The sequence below is a fragment of the Rhodopseudomonas parapalustris genome, assembly GCF_053772255.1.
The window spans coordinates 23,680-40,568 of record NZ_JAMKBZ010000029.1 but is presented as its reverse complement, the minus strand read 5'-3'; the positions used below and the strand labels follow the sequence as shown (position 1 = coordinate 40,568).

The window sequence follows — 16,889 nt, the reverse complement described above, 5'->3', positions numbered from 1 at the left end:
TTCTCTTCATTGAGACCCCACCCGCATCGGCTGCGGCTCGCCGGACGACTCGGCGCTGCCGCCGAGATAGGCTTCGAGCAGCCGATGATCGTTGCGCAGCGCGTCGCAGGGACCGGCCACCGCGACTTTGCCGAGTTCGAGCACGGTGGCGCTGTGCGCGACCGACAGCGCCTTGCCGGTGTTCTGCTCGACCAGCACGATCGTCAGCCCGCTGCGGTTCATCTCCTGGATCAGATCGAACACCTTGGAGACGAACAGCGGCGACAGGCCGAGCGACGGCTCGTCCAGCATCAGCACCTGCGGCCGCGCCACCATCGCCCGGCCGATCGCCACCATCTGCTGCTCGCCGCCGGACAGCGTGGCCGCCGCGGTGTGACGGCGCTCGCCGAGATTGGGGAAGCGCTCGTAGATCGCGGCGATCTCGCTGCGCACCGCCTGGCGGTCGCGGCGCAGATGCGCGCCGAGCAACAGGTTCTCTTCGACCGTCAGCGACACCAGAACCTGCCGCCCTTCCGGGACGAGGACCAGCCCCTGCGCCAGCCGGGTATGCGGCCGGGCGCGCGACAGATCGGCATCGCGAAACTGGATGCGGCCCCGCATTGCAGGCACGGCGCCCATGATGCCGAGCAGCAGCGTAGTCTTGCCGGCGCCGTTGGCGCCGAGCACGGTGACGATCTCGCCTTCCTCGACGCTGAGCGAGACGCCATCGAGCGCGGTGACGCCGCCATAGGCGACGGTGAGATCGGAGACGGAGAGGATCGCGCTCATGCGGCCTGCTCCGCGCCGAGATAGGCGGTGCGGACCACCGCGTCGTGCTGCACCACCGACAGCGGCCCCTCGGCGATCTTGCTGCCGAAATTGAGCACCACAACGTGGTCGCAGATCTTGTCGACGAAGTGCATGTCGTGCTCGACGATCAGCAGCGTGATGCCGCGCGCCTTCAGCGCTTCGAGATGCGCGGTGAGCGCCTGGGTTTCGACCGGGTTGAGGCCCGCCGCCGGCTCGTCGAGCATCAGCAGCGAAGCGCCTGCGAGCGTGGCACGGACGAGATCGATCCGCTTGCGGATGCCGTAAGGCAGCTCGCTGACCGTTGCGTCGGCGTAACCGCCGAGGCCCATCTCGTCGAGCGCGGCGACCACTTCGCGCCGCCAGCGGTGGTTCGGGATCAGCCGGAACGGCGTCAGCAGGTTGAGAAGGCCCGAGGCGCGGACATGCTGGCCGACCAGCAGGTTCTCCCACACGGTGAGATGCTGCATCAGCCGCACGTTCTGGAAGCTGCGGGCGATGCCGAGCCCGATCCGGCGGCGCGACGCCATGTTGGTGATGTCGCGCCCGTCGAACGACACAGTGCCGTCGTCGGGGCGAAACACGCCGCTCACCATGTTGAACGCGGTGGTCTTGCCAGCGCCGTTCGGGCCGATCAGACCGACGGTCTGGCCGCGCGCCACCGAGAAGCTGAGGTCGCGGATGACGCGCAGGCCACCGAACGATTTCGAGACATTGTCGAGCGCGAGCAACGGAGCCTTGGCACTCATGGCTGAGCCCCCGGTGCGGCAGGCTTGCGCCCGAACAGGCGGCCGATGCCGCGCAGCGCCGTCGATGTCACCAGCCCCTGCGGACGCACTGCCATAAATGCGACGATCAGCGCGGCGAAAATCACGTAGCGCCAGGCCTCGCCGGCCCGCAGCAGCTCCGGCACCAGGCTGAAGAACAGCGCGCCGACCAGCGGGCCCCACACCGTCTGGGTGCCGCCGAGCAGTACGTACAGCACCGTGTAGATGCTGAGCTGGACGCTGAAGTGCTGCGCCTCGATGAAGCTGAAATGATGCGCGTACAGCCCGCCGCCGATGCCGGCGATCGCCGCGCCGAGCGTGAACGCCGCGACCTGCAGACCCCAGACCTTGAGGCCGAGCAGATCGGCGACCAGCCGGTCGTTCTTGATCGCGGTGAGATACAGCGTGAAGCGGGTCTGCGACAGGCCGACCACGAACAGCACGACCGCCGCCGTGACCGAGAACACGGCGACCGGCGACGCGTAGGTCGCGACCGGATAGCCGGCGGCGGCGCCGACCACTTCGAGATTGAGGAACACCGCCGAGATCACCTGGCCGAGCGCGAAGGTGGCGAGCGCCAGATAGATGCCGTGGGTGCGCAGGATCGGCACCGCGACCAGCAGCGCCAGCGCGCCGGCCGTGAGCCCGCCGCTCGGGATCGCCGCGATCAGCGACCAGCCCATTTCGTTGGTCAGATACGCCGCCGTGTAGGCGCCGATCGCCATGAAGCCGGCGATGCCGAGATTGAGCTGTCCGGCGACCAGCGGCAGATACACCGCATAGGCCGCCATGATGTTGAAGCACAGGATGATCAGGACGCCGGTCTGATAGCCGCTCATCACAGCTTCTCCCGGATCGCCGGCTTGCCGAACAGTCCGTGCGGCCGCAGGATCAAGAGCAGCAGCAGCGAGCCGTAGACCGCGATGTTGACGGTGTCGGCGCCGAACGCCCAGATCGAGCCGACCTCGATCAGGCCGATGATCAAGCCGCCGATCACCGCGCCCCAGACGCTGCCCATGCCGCCGATGATCATCGCGGCGACGCCCTTGAAGCCGACGCCCTCGCCCATGAACGGCGACACCTGCAGATAGCTGAGCGCGAACATCACGCCGCCGAGCGCGGTGAACAGCGCGGTCAGCACGAAGATCTTCGGCACCAGGCGGCCGACGTCGACCCCGAGCAGCACCGCAGTCGAGCGGCTCTCGGCGATCGCCCGAATCTGGCGGCCGAGATTGGTGTGGCCGAGCACGAACGACAGCCCGACCACCAGCGCGAAGGTCAGCACCAGGCTGATGGCCTGCGCGGCACCGATCACCAAGCCACCGATGCGGAAGTTGAAATCGCCGAGCAGCGACGGAAATGTCTGCTGATCGGAGCCGACGCCGACCAGCACCAGATTCTCCAGCAGCACCAGAAATCCAAGCGACGACACCAGCGGCACTTCCGGATCGGCGCCGCGGGTGCGCCGATAGGACAATTGCTCGACCGCGAGCGACACCAGAGCCGCGGCGGCGAGCGCAACGCCGATCGCGGCTGCCCAATGCCAACCCTGGGTCAGCAACACCCAACTCACCATGCCGCCGATCATGAAGAGGCCGGGGATGGAGAAGTTGAGGAAGTTGAGGATGCCGATCGCGAGCGTGAAGGACACCCCCACCAGCACGTAGATCGAGCCAAGCATCACGCCGTTGATCAACTGCTGCGCGATCATGCCCGACCTCCGCACGCCGGAGCGAGCCGGGCCGCGGCGGCCCGAACGCTGCGGCGATGGCCGCCCAAAGTGCTGATGGTGACGTCCTTCATCGCGCGCCTTACACCGGGTCGAAGTAGTGCAGTTCGAACAGCACGCAGCCGGTCTCGGACTTGAACGGACCGTGGAACGCGCCCGGCGGACGGCAGGCATAGGTGAACGGCTTGAAGCTCTCGCCGCCATTGCCGTCCTCGTCGTTGCCGACGGTCAGGTCGCCGGAGACCAGGAACACTTCTTCCCAGTACTCGTGCACGAACGGCTTGGTGGTGAACTCGCCCGGTTCGAACCGCAGCAGGCGGCTGCGCGAGCCGCGGCGGTTTTCTTCGTCGAGTCCGCCGGACAGGATCTTCTGCTGAATGCCCTTGGGATAGCCGGCCGGCACCTCCCAGCCCGTGCTCATATCGACGGCACGGAATTCGTCGTGGATCTTGTTGACAGCCATCATGCGCTCCTGATCAGGCGGCTTGCGAGGTTTTCAGTTCGTCGGCGAGCTCGTAGCTGGACAGCATCTGGCTGACGAGGCCGCCGGCGCTGTCCCAGTCGTAGGTGCGGAACGAATGGTTCTTGGTGACGAAGGTCGCGCCGGCGTAGAACATCTCGTATTGCTGATGACGCGAGGCGAACTCCGAACCGACCGCGTCCCAGGCCAGCTTGTAGAACTTGACCTTGTCGAGCGCGCCCGCCGCCGGCGACTGCTGGGTCTTCTCGACGAGTGCCGCAATCTCCGGATTGGCGAGATCCCGGACCGAGGACGGCAACATGATCATGCCGCCGCCGGCGAGTTCGCGCAGCGTGTTGAGGACCTTGGCGTAGAGCTGCTGGGTGAGCGTCTGCGCCGCGTACAGCGTGTGGCGGTCCGGCACGTAGTAGCGGCCGTATTTGGTGCCCTTGATTTCCATCGCGGCGACAAAGGCATCGACCATGCCGCCTTCGGCGGCGAGCTGACCGAGAGTTTCGCGAACCTGCGGGAAGCCGAGTACGCCGTTGGTTTCGGCGATCCGCCGCGCCATGCCGATCAGGAAGCGCAGCTTCACCGAGAGGCGAACCATCGCCTGATAGTTCTGATAGACGTGCGCCGGCGTCGCATGGAACTGCTTCTGGCACATCTCCAGGTTCTTGTAGACGAAGATTCGGTCCCACGGCACCTTGACGTCGTCGAAGTACAGCACCGCGTCGTTCTCGTCGAACCGGCTCGACAGCGGATTGTCGAACACCGAGGGCGACGACTCCTCGTAGGACTTGCGCGACAGGATCGACAGCCCCTTGGCGTTCATCGGGATCGCGAACGACAGCGCATAGGGTTCGTCGCCCGGCTGCAGCGGCTGGATGCAGGTGACGAACACTTCGTCCGCCATGATGCCGCCGGTCGCCAGCATCTTGGCGCCGCGCACGGTGATGCCTTCGGCGTCCTGATCGACCACGCCGGTGGTGAGGAACGCATCCTTCTGCTGGGCGGCGCTCTTGGAGCGGTCGGCCTGCGGATTGATGATGACGTAGGTCAGATACAGATCGTTGTCGCGCGCATAGGCGTAGTAGTCGGACAGCGCCTTGGCGCGATCCTTGTCGTAGGCCTCGAATTGATCGAGCCCCATATACATGCCGGCGATGCAGGAGGCGACGTGATCGGGCGCGCGGCCGAGGAAGCCGGCGTGCAGCCCACCCCACGCTTCGAGCGCGGTGCGGCGCTGGCGCAGCTCGTCGAAACTCTCGGGCAATTGCCAGATCCGGTTGGCGCGAGCGCCGCTCGGGGTCACGAAGGTCATCAGCTCGCGATTGGCCTCGTCGGCGGCGAAATCGAACAGCTTGCCGACCGAATGGATGGCACGGCGAAACGCCGGGTGCCGGGTGGTGTCGTCGACCCGGCGACCGTCGATGAAAACGGCGCGCCCGTCGCGAAGGCCGGCGATATGTTGTTGTCCTGTCTTCATCGTCACTCGCTTCCCTATGCTGACGCCCGCGCCGGTCAGTAGTGGATCGGCAGCGGCCACATCGGCTCGCTGCCCTCCTGCCGGCTCAGGCTCTGATACTTGCCGCGGAAGAACACCAACGGCTCCTCGTCGTCGCGCGCACTGAAACGCACCACCCGGCCGACGAAGATGACGTGGTCACCACCGTCGTACTGGGCGTAAGGCGCGCACTCGAAATGCGCGATCGCGCCCGCCAGCAGCGGCGCCTCGGCGTGGCCGACCGAATGCGCGACGTTGCTCCATTTGTCCGTGGACGCCTTGGCGAACTGGTTCGACAGCGCTTCCTGGCCGCGGCTCAGAATGTTGACGGCGTAGCCCTCGGCGGCCTGCATCGCCGGCAGACTGAGCGCGCGGCGATCGACGCTGAACAACACCAACGGCGGGTCGAGCGAGACCGAATTGAACGAACTCATCGTCATCCCGATCGGCACGCCAGCCTCGCCACGCGCCGTGATCACGGCAACGCCGGTCGCGAATTGCGATAACGCCGATCGAAACTGCCGCACGTCCTGAATCATCAACCGCCAACTCGTCGTCGCTCCAAGTAGCTTTGATCCAAAGCTATTCTAAAAAGCTAGTCAAGCGCGAATGCGATGCAGTTGCTGATAAATGATGCGGCACTGCGGCATGAATTTGGGCACAATGTCGCAGCCGGCGGCCCCGACAGGCCGCCACAACTCGGCTCAACGATGTGACGAAAGACGATCCGAGGTCAGCGTCGACGCGAGGTTTTCCGCGCGATCTCGGATGCGGCCGGCGCCGACGGCGCGGTGAGGAAATTCATCAGCGCGACCGCTTTGTCGCCGCACGCGACCAGCCGCGCCATCATCGATGCGAGCTGGCGAAACTCCGACGCGCTGAGGCAATCGAACAGCGCGTCGTTGACCGGCGCCTGAATTTCGACGAGCTGCTCGAGCAATTTGCGCGCCTTCGGCGTCACGGTGAGCAGCACGCGGCGGCGGTCTTCCTGGTTGGCGCGCTTGTGGATCAGTCCGGCCTTCACCAGCTTCGACACTTCGATGGTGACGAAGGCGCCCGACAGATGCAGATGCTCGGCAACGCGGCTGACGCCGACGCCCTCCTCGCCCTGCAGATGCGCCACGGAGATCAGCGTCGTATAGGCGATGCCTGAAATCCCGAGACGATCACCGAAGCCGGCACGGCATTGATCGACCCGCGCGCTGAACGCGAGGAAGTCGTGAATGAAGGTGCGGAAAACCTCGTCGTCACCGCCGGCCATCAGCTCCGACTTCGATACGGTTGCGCGGCGCAAACTCTCCCTCCCCTGGGTTCGCGGCGCAGACGGCCGGACGAATGGTACTCTTCATACAGAAGACGCTGCTTGTACAGGTTCAGATCGCGCGGCCAGTCTCTGCGCTGAGCGCGGAGCGGAAGCTGCGAGATAGAGTGCCTGCGCCGCGTAGTCGGCATAGCCATCGAGCCCGCGATGCAAGGCCGGTCCGCACGAGCGGTTCGCCACACAATCAACGCGGTGATCACAGCGACCGGCAGCGACGCGCCGCCGGACCCGAGAATCAGCAGGTCGAGCCGGCCGGTGCACTCTCCGGCCTTGAATTCGGCTGCCGGCCGTGGTCTCAACGAAGGCTCCTGCGGCGCGAAGGCTGCCGCGTTCGAACCCGGCAGTCGTGACTCGATGGCGCGCAGATTCTCCGCTCCGTATCTGAAGGAGCCCGTCTCCGGACCCGCCACCTGGGCGCGCAATCTCGCGGTGTTCTCCGCGGTGGCGACGCTGGTGTCGATCGCGGTGGTTAGGTTCGGCTTTCTGGAAATGCGCCCCGCGATGGCGACCTTGTTCGGCGCACTGTCGCTGGCCGGGGTCTCGATCGTGCTGGCGCTCGTCGGGTTTGCGGCAATCTGGCAGAACGGCTCGCGCGGCATTCCGCGCATCCTGCTGGCGCTGCTGCTGGATGCACTGATCCTCGCCTACCCGGCCTATCTCGGCTGGCAGTACCGCACCCTGCCGGCGATCCACGACATCACCACCGACTCGATCGATCCGCCGAAGTTCGACACCCTGGCGCGGCTGCGGGTCGGCGACGACGTCAACACCGCGGTTTATGCCGGCCTGTACTCCGCCGAGCGCCAGCGTGCCGCCTATCCGAACATCGAGACGCTGCAGGTCGAGATGCCGGTGCAGCGCGCCTACGACATCGTGCTGCAACTGGTGAACCGGCGGAAATGGCGGGTTGTCGACGAGCGCGCGCCGCAGCCGCCGAAGCGCGAGGGCCACATCGAGGCGGTTTCGCGCACCACCATCCTCAGCCTGCCCGAGGACGTGGTGATCCGGCTGCGGCCGGACGGCGAGGAGACCAGGATCGATATCCGCTCGTCGTCGCGCTACTTCGAAAGCGACCTCGGCAGCAACGCGGCGCGGATCGCCAAGCTGACCGAGGACATCAACACCGCGGTCGAGAACGCGCCGACCCCGAAGGCCGAGCCGGCCGCCAAGCAGCCGGCCAAGACCAAGGCCAAGAAGTAATCGGCCGCGGCGCCGATTACTTGCCGGCGCCGCCGAGCGCCTGCTTGCATGGATCCGACAGCGCGCTGAAATTGTCGTTCAGGCACTTCTTGATGCGGCCGCCACCCGGCGACACTCCGCTGCAGAGTTTCTGATAATCGCCCTTGCAGGCCTCTCGCATCGCCTCTCTGTCTTGCGCGCTGGCGATCTGCAGCGTCAGCATCAAGCCTGCGATCACGCAGGCGGCGGCGAGCGTAGCCCGCACCAGGGCGTCGGCGGCGCGGAACAGCGGCGCCGGACGATCGGAGGAACGCGAAGTCTTCATTCGTTGCACCATGGCCAATCCTTGGGTTCGAAGTGAACGTCGTCGAGACGGACGTAGTTGATACCCTCGAGCCGTTCCGATCCTTCGCGCCGCGCGTCAGCGAAACAGCCCGTCGGCAAGGCGGCGGCGTCCTTCCGGAGAGATCTGCTCCAGCGTCTCGACGAAGGTGTCGATCATCGCGTCGCCGACCTTGCTGCGCTTGTCGCGGGTGGCCTCGACCGCGGCGCGCAGCGCCGCCTTGTCGAGCTCCGGCTGCGCCGCGATGTTCAGGGTGGCCCGCAGCGCCGCCACGTAGTCGCGCTGCAGCGGCTTCAGCGTGGCTTCCTTGGCGTGGAAGTTGCGCCAAAGAACCTCGGCGTCGGCCGGCGGCAACCGCGAGGCGACGCGTTCGATCAGCCGCATCGGAACCCCGGCATGCAGCGGCGCCCACGGCGGCCGCAGCCACTGCGCGCCCACATACGCCCCGAGCGCGACGTTGAGGCAGAGCGATCCCAGCAGCAGCCAGCGCCCGGCGGTGAAGCGACTAAACGATATCTTCATTGCGGGCTCCACACCGTGACGACGGAGGAATCGAACACCGCGTCGATCGCGGCGAGCGCCTCATGCGAATGCTGATATGGCAGCGTGCCGGCGAGCCACAGGCCGACCAGCGCCGAGCAGGCGAGAGTGCCGGCCGGCAGCAGCGAGGCTGGCTGCAATAGCCGACGATACCACGGCTCGCGCGAGGTGCCGGCACCGATCCGCTGCAATACGCCGAGCGCCGCGCGCTCCGCCCGCACCGACGTCACCTCCGGCGGCATCGCAAGCAGCGCGTCGAACGCGGCGGCCTCGCGCAGCACCGCCGCGCCCGGTTCGCCGGCGGCGATCACCCGCGCCGCGCCGCGCGTCTCCGCCGGCCAGCGCGCGATGTCGCCGCCCCAGATCTCGGCCAAATCCCTGAACTGATCGAGCGTCATGCCCGCCTCCTGTCGTCCTGACGTTTTTCGACTTCTTTCTTGAGCGCAAGCCGAGCGCGGCCGAGCAGCGACTCGAACGCCTTGGGGCTGAGATTCATCGCACGCGCCGCGTCCTCGCCGGACAGCCCTTCCATATGAAACAGCGCGATCGCGCCGCGCTGCCGCTCCGGCAGCTCGGCCAGCGCCGCCTCCAAGAGGCGCTGCTGCTGCGCGGCGATCAGCGCCTCGACCGGCGCCGGATCGCCGGAGGCCACCTCGGCGGCCTCCTCGATCGGCGCGTGCCGAGGCTTGCGGGTACGGTCGAAGCTGAGGTTCAGCACGATCCGATACAGCCAGGTCGAGAACCGCGCGATGTCCGGATCGAACGACGACGCCTTGTTCCAGACCCGCAGAAACGCTTCCTGGCCGATGTCGTCCGCCTCTGCGGCATCGCGGACGATGCGCTGGGCGAGCCGGATGGCGCGCGGCATGTGGCGCGCCATCAGCACGCGGAACGCCTGCTGCCGGCGCGCCGCAACGGCCAGCATCAGCGCCTCGTCGCTGTCGTCCTCGAGGCTCACCGGGCGCAAGCAGCCGGCTTCGGCCGGGACGCCAGCCGTTTGCCTGGCGACGACCGCCGGCACGCGATCAACACGGCCGCCAAGCGCCGGCGATCCAGCACCGCCGCGGCGCCGGCACCACCGCCGGCCCAGCAACGATCACCGGCGGAGGGACATAGACGGGGGCGACCGGATACGGACGCGCGACGTAATACGGGTACGGCCGATAGTAGTAGGGCCGGCGATAGTAGCCGCAGCCGGGATATACCCCGACGCCGCGCCAGCCGCCGCGGACGCAGGCCACGGTCTCGATCGGCAGCGTCGCATCGGCCGCGACCACCACGGGGCGCGCGGCAGGCGCCAGCGGCGCCCCCACGGCAGCAGAGCCTGCCGAGGCGGCCAGTGCCCAGGCGGCCAACGACGCCGTCATCATCCATTTGCGCATCACGACATCCTTTCCTGGTCGAAACCAAGCCCGCTGCAGCAAAGCCCGCTGCAGCGGACCGATGTCGGGAATACGACGCCAACGGGGATTTCCTTCGCGGCAGGATACCGATCGTGCGACCAATGGTATCACTTCGTAGAATACCGAGGCTCAGGGCAACCCCCTCGGTACTCCTGTGTTGGATTTCGCACAATTATCAATCGATAGCCGAGTACCCGTCCGAGGTACGACCGCCACCGTTTACTAAAACGATAGTGTTTGGATCGCATGGTTTTGGGAACTGCTGGCACTGCTACCTCATCGTCGCAAATGTCAGACCTGCTGATACCCTCGGGTGACACGAGGGGTCTCCTCATCCGCGTTCGTCGGGCGTTGCGTGTTCGCGCTCCACTGGCGTGGAGCGATCAGCGTCACCCAGTCGATGCGATCCCGAGCGAGACGCAAAGCAAGACACGGGGCGCGATCCGGCCTGTGAACATCCATCGGAAAATAGTGCTGCGCACCGACCGGCTGTGAGGCCGTTCGGACGCCTTTTTGGAGCGCAATTGATGCTGTCGCGACTGCGTATGACCATCGGCCGCCGAATCTATCTCCTCATCGGCCTCGGCTTCCTCGGCCTTCTCGGCATCACCCTGCTCGACTCCCGCGAGTTGGCGACCGGCCTACAGCAGCAGAAACAGATCGAGCTCAAACACCTCGCCGAACTGGCGATCAGCTTCGTCAAGGACGAATACGACGCCGCACAGCGCGGCGAGATCAGCACCGACGAGGCGCAGAAGCGCGCCCAGGCGCGGATCTCAAGGCTGCGTTACGGCGGCAGCGAATACTTCTTCATCACCGACATGAACAGCCGGATGCTGATGCATCCGATCGCCAAGCAGTTGATCGGACAGGATCAGTCGGGCGCCAAGGATCCGAACGGCAAGCTGCTGTTCGTGGCGATGGTCGACACCGTGCGGCGCAACGGCAGCGGCTTCGTCGACTACGTCTGGCCGAAGCCGGGCACCAACGAGCCGCAGCCGAAGCTGACCTATGTGGCCGGGTTCGAGCCGTGGAGCTGGATCATCGGCACCGGCGTCTATATCGACGACCTCGAAGCCCAGACCTGGGGCGCCATGCAGCGCTCGCTGATCGCAGCCGCACTGGTGCTGCTGCTGACGATCCTGGCCTCGGTGGTGATCGCGCGGCGTATCACCAAGCCGATCCACGCCATGACCGCAGCGATGAAAGACCTCGCCAGCGGCCGGCTCGAGGTCGAGGTGCCCGGCATCGGTCGCCGTGACGAGATCGGCGAGATGGCGGGCGCGGTCGAAGTGTTCAAGGTTCACGCCCTCGAACGCCAGCGGCTCGAGGCCGAGCAGAAGGAGATGGAGGCGCGCAGCGCCGCAGACCGCAAGGCTCATGCCGGTCGCCTCGCCGACGCTTTCGAACGCGCGATCGGCGAAATCATCGAGACCGTCTCGGCGGCCTCCAACGAACTCGAAGCCTCGGCCACCACGCTGACCCGCACCGCCGACCAATCGCAGGATCTGGCGACCGCGGTCGCTGCCGCCTCCGAGGAAGCCTCCACCAACGTGCAGTCGGTGGCCTCGGCGACCGAGGAGATGAGCTCGTCGGTCAACGAGATCAGCCGCCAGGTGCAGGAATCCGCTCGGATCGCCCACGAGGCGGTGGACCAGGCGCGGCAGACCAACGGCCGGGTCGAAGAACTCGCCAAGGCGGCGGCGCGGATCGGCGACGTGGTCGAGCTGATCAGCAACATCGCCGGCCAGACTAACCTGCTGGCGCTGAACGCCACCATCGAGGCGGCGCGCGCCGGCGAGGCCGGCCGCGGTTTCGCGGTGGTCGCCGCCGAAGTGAAGCAGCTCGCCGAACAAACCGCCAAGGCCACCGGCGAGATCACCCAGCAGATCAACGGCATCCAGGCGGCGACCGATCAGTCGGTGGCGGCCATCAAGGAGATCGGCCAGACCATCGGCCAGATGTCGGAGATCTCCTCGACCATCGCCGCCGCGGTGGAAGAACAAGGCGCGGCGACGCAAGAGATTTCACGTAACGTCCAGCAGGCCTCGCTCGGCACCCAGCAGGTGTCGGCCAACATCTCCGACGTGCAGCGCGGTGCCACCGAGACCGGCGCGGCTTCGGCCCAGGTGCTGGCGGCGGCGAAATCGCTGTCCGGCGACTCCACCCGGCTGAAGACAGAAGTGTCGAACTTCCTGGAGTCGGTGCGCGCGGCGTAACCGTCTCGACGTCCATGGCTGGGGCCGGCGCCTGCGAGGGCGCCGGCCTTTGCATGTCGGCGGCGATACGCGACATCGCGCCGCCCATCCTCCGTAACCGCACGAGGTTTTGGTAAAGCCGGCGTTAACCAAGCCGGTTTACTCCTCGGAGCAGGTTCCACCGCTGCGTCCTGACGGCGCGACGGTTCTGCACCGGGCGAGGTGAACGAGCGATGGCCCATCCCGGAAGTCTCATCCGCCCGGCGGCCGAGCGCCTGCCGCCGAGCGCCCCAGCCGACAAGCCGCAATCGCCGCTGCGCGAATTGTTCGCCCCGCTCGATCTGCTGCTGGCCTGCGGCGGCGACACCCGGATCGACATCGACCCCGCGACCGGCTGCAACGCCTATGGTTGCAGCCCCAGTCCCGCCCCCGAAATCCCCAGCTTCGCCTCCTGCACCGCCAGCACGATTTCGCCGCGCGGCTACGAGGCGGTCAAACGCGCACGCGATGCGCTGATGTCGTCGGCGATGCTGCACGGGCTGGTCGAGTGCTTCGACGCCCGGATCGAGGCGATGCGCGACGAACTCAAGGCGCTGCTTGGCGTACCGCAGTCCGGCACGGAGATCGTGTTCACATCGTCGGGCACCGACGCGCAATTGGTGGCGTTGGGACTGACCCGTGCGCTGCTCGGCGACGACCTCGTCACGGTCGTGGTCGGCGCGGATCAGACCGGCACTGGCACAGCCTTCACCGCGCACGGCCAGCATTTCGCAGCGCGCAGCGCCTGCGGCGTCGCCGCCACGCGCGGCGCACCGATCGCCGGGCTCGGCCCAGTGCACAGCGTCAAGCTGCGGCTGCGCGATGCAGGCGACCGATGGCGCTCGCCCTCGGCGCTCGACGCAGAAACGCTCGAGGTGGTCGAGTCCGCGGTGGCGCAGGGCGCCCGGGTGATGCTGGAAGCGATGGACTGCTCCAAGCTGGGCTATGCGGCGCCGGGCGACCGCTGCCTCGACGAGATCGCCGCGCGTTGGCCGGGCCGGGTGCAGATCGTGATCGATGCCTGCCAGGCACGGCTCGGCAGCCGGCGGCTCGCCAGCTATCTCGACCGCGGCTTCATGGTGCTGCTGACCGGCTCGAAGTTCTTCGGCGGCCCCGCCTTCAGCGGCGCCGTGCTGGTGCCGCCGCAGCTCGTGGGCCCAATCGGCGCATTGCCGCGACTGGCACCGGGTCTGGCCGCCTATCTCTGCCGCAGCGACTGGCCGCTGCGCTGGCACGCCTTGCGCGCGCAATTCCCGACTCAGCCGAATTTTGGCGAGTGGCTGCGCTGGGAGGCCGCGCTCGAAGAGATCCGCGCCTATGCGGCCGTACCCGTTCCGCTCCGCCGCGATATCATTCGCAGGCTCGGTGACGGCTTCGCCGGCCTGATCGCTGCCTCGCCGTCGGCGCGGCTGTTGCCGCCGCAATCGCGCGCCGCCAACGCCGACGAATTCGCGTGGCCCACGATCTTCGCCTTCACGCTGCACCACGGCGGCGACGCGCTGTCGCTGGCCGCGTGCCGCACCCTGCACCGCGCACTCGCGCACGGCACCGAGGGCCATGCCCCGTGCCTACTCGGCCAGCCGGTCGGCTGGGGCGGGCGCGGCGACGACGCGGCGGCCGCCCTGCGGCTGTGTATCAGCGCTGGGCATATCGTCGACGCTCATGCCGATCCTGCCGCGCTGGACCGCATTCTCACCGATGCGGCGAGCGCGCTGACCACGCTCGAAACGCTGCTGCGACAGCCCTCCCTGTTCCCCGACAACAATGCCGCCAAGGAGCGCCATGTCCACTGAGACCTCCCAGCCGGTCGCCGCCGAGCGGATCGGCTTCGCCCGCCTGACCAAGCGCGCTTTCGACGGCGAGAACCTGTACCCGCTGTGGCAGGCGCTGATGACCAAGGTCGACACCCGCACCGCGACCGCCGGCGAACAGCTCGACCTCGCGCTGATCACGCAGTTGTTCGGCCACAAGCAGGCCGGGCTGTCGGTGCAGACCGAGACGCTGAAGCAGCAGCAACTGTTCCGTTCGCCTTGCGCCAGTGAGCATCCGCGACTCCGCGTGCTGGCGCTCGCCGCCGACATCGACATGGGCGGCAACACCCCGATCGAATTCCTGCTGCAGGACTCCGGAATTGAGCTGCTGACGCTGTACGTGCTCGACGGCATCCCGCTGCCCGATCCGCTGCCGGAGCACGACGTCGCGATCGTGATCGCCTCCGACTCCGACGAATGTCGCGCGGCGCTGGCCGCGATCGAGGCGCGCGCGGCCGACTGGCCGGCGCCGCTGCTCAACCCGCCGCATCTGATCCGGCATCTCGATCGCGACAAGCTGTACCGGCTGATCGGCGACGTCGAGGGGCTGGCGATTCCCGCCACCGTCCCGGTCGGGCGCGACGCGCTGATGGCCGCCGCCAACGGCTCGGCGGCGCTGCCCGAGGTCGCCAGCGGCCTCGACTTCCCGATCATCGCGCGGCCGCGCGGCTCGCACGCCGGCTTCGGCCTCGCCCGGATCGCCGACAGCGTCGCGCTGCTGGATTATCTGCGCGACCGCCAGGAGAGCGATTACTTCATCGCCCGTTACGTCGATTACGCCAGCGAGGACGGCCAGTTCCGCAAGTATCGCGTGGTGGTGGTCGACGGCAAACCCTATGCCTGCCACATGGCGATCGCGGACCGCTGGGACATCTGGTACCTCAATGCCGGCATGGCCGAGGACGAGGTCAAGCGGCTGGAGGAAGCGGCATTCTTCCACACCTTCGATTTCGGCTTCGCGCTGCGCCACAAGACCGCGCTCGAAGGCATGATCGAGCGGATCGGGCTCGATTACTTCACCATCGACTGCGCCCAGATGCCGAGCGGCGATCTCTTGGTTTTCGAGATCGACAACACCTCGGTGGTGCACGACATGGACAGCCCGGAGCTCTACCCCTACAAGCCGCCGCAGATGCACAAGATCTTCGACGCGTTCGCGTCGATGCTGGAGCGCCGGGTCGAATCCCGCCTGACGAGCGTCGCGTGAGCGACGCGATCCGCGCCGGCGCGAATGCCGGCGCAACCAGCCTCGATCCCGACGATTGGGACGCGCTGCGCGCCGACGCGCACCACATGCTCGACGACATGCTCGACTACATCGCCGGCGTCCGCGACCGGCCGGTGTGGCAGCCGATTCCGCCGGCGGTGCGCGCCGGCTTCGCCGAGCCACTGCCGCGCGGGGGCACGCCGCTGCCGGAGGTCTATCGCCGCTTTACCGAGGACATCGCGCCCTACGCCACCGGCAACGTCCATCCCGGTTTCATGGGCTGGGTGCATGGCGGCGGCACCGCGGTCGGCATGCTGGCCGAGATGCTGGCGGCCGGCCTCAACGCCAATTGCGGCGGACGCGATCACATCGGCATCGAGGTCGAGCGCCAGATCGCACGCTGGCTGCGCGAACTGTTCGGCTTTCCGCAAACCGCCAGCGGCGTATTCGTCACCGGCTCGTCGATGGCCAACTTCATGGCGCTGTTGGTGGCGCGCACCGCTGCGGTCGGTCCGCAGGTCCGCGAAGGCGGCCTGCAGGGCGAACGGCTCACCGCCTACGCCTCCGCAGCCGCGCACGGCTGCGTGGTGCAGGCCGCCGATCTCGCCGGGCTCGGCCGCGGCGCGCTGCGGCGGATTCCGTTCGATCACGATCACCGCATCGATCTGGCCGCGCTGAAGCGGCGGATCGCGGAGGACCGCGCCGCCGGCTGTCAGCCGTTCCTGGTGACCGGCTCGGCCGGCACCGTCGACGTCGGCGCGATCGACGATCTCGCCGCCCTGGCAGAACTGTGCCGCGACGAAGGGCTGTGGTTTCACGTCGACGGCGCCTACGGCTCGCTCGGCATGTTGTCGAACGAGATCGCGCCGAAGCTCAAGGGCCTGTCGGAGGCGGATTCGATCGCGCTGGATTTCCACAAATGGGGCCAGGTCAATTACGACGCCGGCTTCCTGATCGTGCGCGACGGCGAGCAGCACCGCGACACGTTTGCGGCGCCGGCCGCTTACTTGCGCCGCGAGACCCGCGGCCTCGCCGGCGGCTCGCCGTGGCCGTGCGACTACGGCCCCGACCTATCGCGGGGTTTTCGCGCGCTGAAAACCTGGTTCACGCTGAAGACCTTCGGCGCCGACCGCATGGGCGCGATGATCGCCGAGACCTGCGCGATCGCCCGCCATCTCGAAACCCGCGTGCAGCGCGAGCCGCAGCTCGAAATACTGGCGCCGGTGACGCTGAACATCGTCTGCTTCCGCTATCGCGCACCGGACGGGAACGATACCGACGCGCTGAACGCCGAGATCGTCGCGGACATCCACGAGTCAGGGATCGCCGCGCCGTCTTCCACGACGATCGACGGCAAGCTCGCGATCCGCGCCGCGATCGTCAATCACCGGACCACACGCGCGGATGTCGACCGGATGGTCGACGCCGTGCTGAAATTCGGCAACGTCCGGGCGGGCTGATCACCCTCGCCGCGCGCCCAGCGTAACCTCTCCCGCTTGCGGGAGAGGTCGGCGCGCGAAGCGCGGCGGGTGAGGGCCCTCCTCTCAGCGAATCGCAGCCTCACTGCCTGGGTCGCCCTCACCCCAGCCCTCTCCCGCA

The 16,889-nt window shown here is 67.5% G+C and carries 18 protein-coding genes; 5 read left to right on the top strand and 13 right to left on the bottom strand.

Annotated elements, in window-relative coordinates; all coding sequences use genetic code 11:
• Positions 1–6: 6 nt before the first annotated feature.
• The 8 genes from M9H71_RS20555 to M9H71_RS20520 form a co-directional block, all read right to left on the bottom strand.
• Complete coding sequence (locus M9H71_RS20555; RefSeq protein ID WP_455406769.1) at positions 7–768, bottom strand: ABC transporter ATP-binding protein; 762 nt, start codon at positions 766–768, stop codon at positions 7–9.
• A complete protein-coding gene (locus tag M9H71_RS20550) occupies positions 765–1,535 on the bottom strand; it encodes an ABC transporter ATP-binding protein (protein WP_455406768.1) in 771 nt (256 codons plus the stop codon). Before M9H71_RS20550 ends, M9H71_RS20555 begins: the two co-directional genes overlap by 4 nt.
• Complete coding sequence (locus tag M9H71_RS20545) at positions 1,532–2,392, bottom strand: branched-chain amino acid ABC transporter permease (protein WP_455406767.1); 861 nt, start codon at positions 2,390–2,392, stop codon at positions 1,532–1,534. The genes M9H71_RS20550 and M9H71_RS20545 overlap by 4 nt, the downstream gene beginning before the upstream one ends.
• Positions 2,392–3,264 (bottom strand): branched-chain amino acid ABC transporter permease, encoded by an 873-nt coding sequence (locus M9H71_RS20540; protein ID WP_455406766.1) that lies wholly within the window; start codon positions 3,262–3,264, stop codon positions 2,392–2,394. The genes M9H71_RS20545 and M9H71_RS20540 overlap by 1 nt, the downstream gene beginning before the upstream one ends.
• Positions 3,265–3,364: 100 nt before the next feature.
• Positions 3,365–3,745: a cupin domain-containing protein gene (locus M9H71_RS20535; RefSeq protein WP_455406765.1), complete on the bottom strand. Its 381-nt coding sequence runs from the start codon at positions 3,743–3,745 to the stop codon at positions 3,365–3,367.
• Positions 3,746–3,758: 13 nt separating this feature from the next.
• Positions 3,759–5,231 carry a 4-hydroxyphenylacetate 3-hydroxylase family protein gene (locus M9H71_RS20530; protein ID WP_455406764.1) on the bottom strand — a complete coding sequence of 491 codons (1,473 nt, stop codon included), beginning with the start codon at positions 5,229–5,231 and terminating at the stop codon, positions 3,759–3,761.
• 35 nt (positions 5,232–5,266) lie between these two features.
• Positions 5,267–5,788 carry a flavin reductase family protein gene (locus tag M9H71_RS20525; RefSeq protein ID WP_455406763.1) on the bottom strand — a complete coding sequence of 174 codons (522 nt, stop codon included), beginning with the start codon at positions 5,786–5,788 and terminating at the stop codon, positions 5,267–5,269.
• 194 nt (positions 5,789–5,982) lie between these two features.
• Complete coding sequence (locus M9H71_RS20520) at positions 5,983–6,543, bottom strand: MarR family transcriptional regulator (RefSeq protein WP_230766873.1); 561 nt, start codon at positions 6,541–6,543, stop codon at positions 5,983–5,985.
• 381 nt (positions 6,544–6,924) lie between these two features.
• Between M9H71_RS20520 and M9H71_RS20515 the strand changes: the two genes are divergently transcribed.
• A complete protein-coding gene (locus tag M9H71_RS20515; RefSeq protein ID WP_455406762.1) occupies positions 6,925–7,770 on the top strand; it encodes a DUF1499 domain-containing protein in 846 nt (281 codons plus the stop codon).
• Between the two features lie 16 nt (positions 7,771–7,786).
• Here M9H71_RS20515 and M9H71_RS20510 read toward each other — a convergent pair whose 3' ends face one another.
• The 5 genes from M9H71_RS20510 to M9H71_RS20490 all read right to left on the bottom strand — a co-directional run bounded on the left by M9H71_RS20510 (position 7,787) and on the right by M9H71_RS20490 (position 10,014).
• Positions 7,787–8,074, bottom strand: a complete 288-nt coding sequence (locus M9H71_RS20510; RefSeq protein WP_234826961.1) for a cysteine rich repeat-containing protein — start codon at positions 8,072–8,074, stop codon at positions 7,787–7,789.
• Positions 8,075–8,170: 96 nt separating this feature from the next.
• Entirely contained in the window at positions 8,171–8,614 is a 444-nt protein-coding gene (locus tag M9H71_RS20505) for a periplasmic heavy metal sensor (RefSeq protein ID WP_455406761.1), read from the bottom strand.
• Positions 8,611–9,030, bottom strand: a complete 420-nt coding sequence (locus M9H71_RS20500; RefSeq protein ID WP_455406760.1) for a hypothetical protein — start codon at positions 9,028–9,030, stop codon at positions 8,611–8,613. Before M9H71_RS20500 ends, M9H71_RS20505 begins: the two co-directional genes overlap by 4 nt.
• Positions 9,027–9,725 carry an RNA polymerase sigma factor gene (locus M9H71_RS20495; RefSeq protein WP_455406759.1) on the bottom strand — a complete coding sequence of 233 codons (699 nt, stop codon included), beginning with the start codon at positions 9,723–9,725 and terminating at the stop codon, positions 9,027–9,029. The genes M9H71_RS20500 and M9H71_RS20495 overlap by 4 nt, the downstream gene beginning before the upstream one ends.
• A complete protein-coding gene (locus M9H71_RS20490) occupies positions 9,658–10,014 on the bottom strand; it encodes a hypothetical protein (protein ID WP_455406758.1) in 357 nt (118 codons plus the stop codon). The genes M9H71_RS20495 and M9H71_RS20490 overlap by 68 nt, the downstream gene beginning before the upstream one ends.
• Positions 10,015–10,562: 548 nt before the next feature.
• Here M9H71_RS20490 and M9H71_RS20485 point away from each other — a divergent pair.
• The 4 genes from M9H71_RS20485 (at position 10,563) to M9H71_RS20470 (ending at position 16,750) form a co-directional block, all read left to right on the top strand.
• A complete protein-coding gene (locus tag M9H71_RS20485) occupies positions 10,563–12,254 on the top strand; it encodes a methyl-accepting chemotaxis protein (RefSeq protein WP_455406757.1) in 1,692 nt (563 codons plus the stop codon).
• 212 nt (positions 12,255–12,466) lie between these two features.
• On the top strand, positions 12,467–14,065 hold the full coding sequence (locus tag M9H71_RS20480; RefSeq protein ID WP_455406756.1) for a hypothetical protein: 1,599 nt from the start codon (positions 12,467–12,469) through the stop codon (positions 14,063–14,065).
• Entirely contained in the window at positions 14,055–15,290 is a 1,236-nt protein-coding gene (locus M9H71_RS20475) for an ATP-grasp domain-containing protein (protein ID WP_455406755.1), read from the top strand. The genes M9H71_RS20480 and M9H71_RS20475 overlap by 11 nt, the downstream gene beginning before the upstream one ends.
• Positions 15,287–16,750 (top strand): pyridoxal phosphate-dependent decarboxylase family protein, encoded by a 1,464-nt coding sequence (locus M9H71_RS20470; RefSeq protein WP_455406754.1) that lies wholly within the window; start codon positions 15,287–15,289, stop codon positions 16,748–16,750. The genes M9H71_RS20475 and M9H71_RS20470 overlap by 4 nt, the downstream gene beginning before the upstream one ends.
• Positions 16,751–16,889 lie beyond the last annotated feature (139 nt).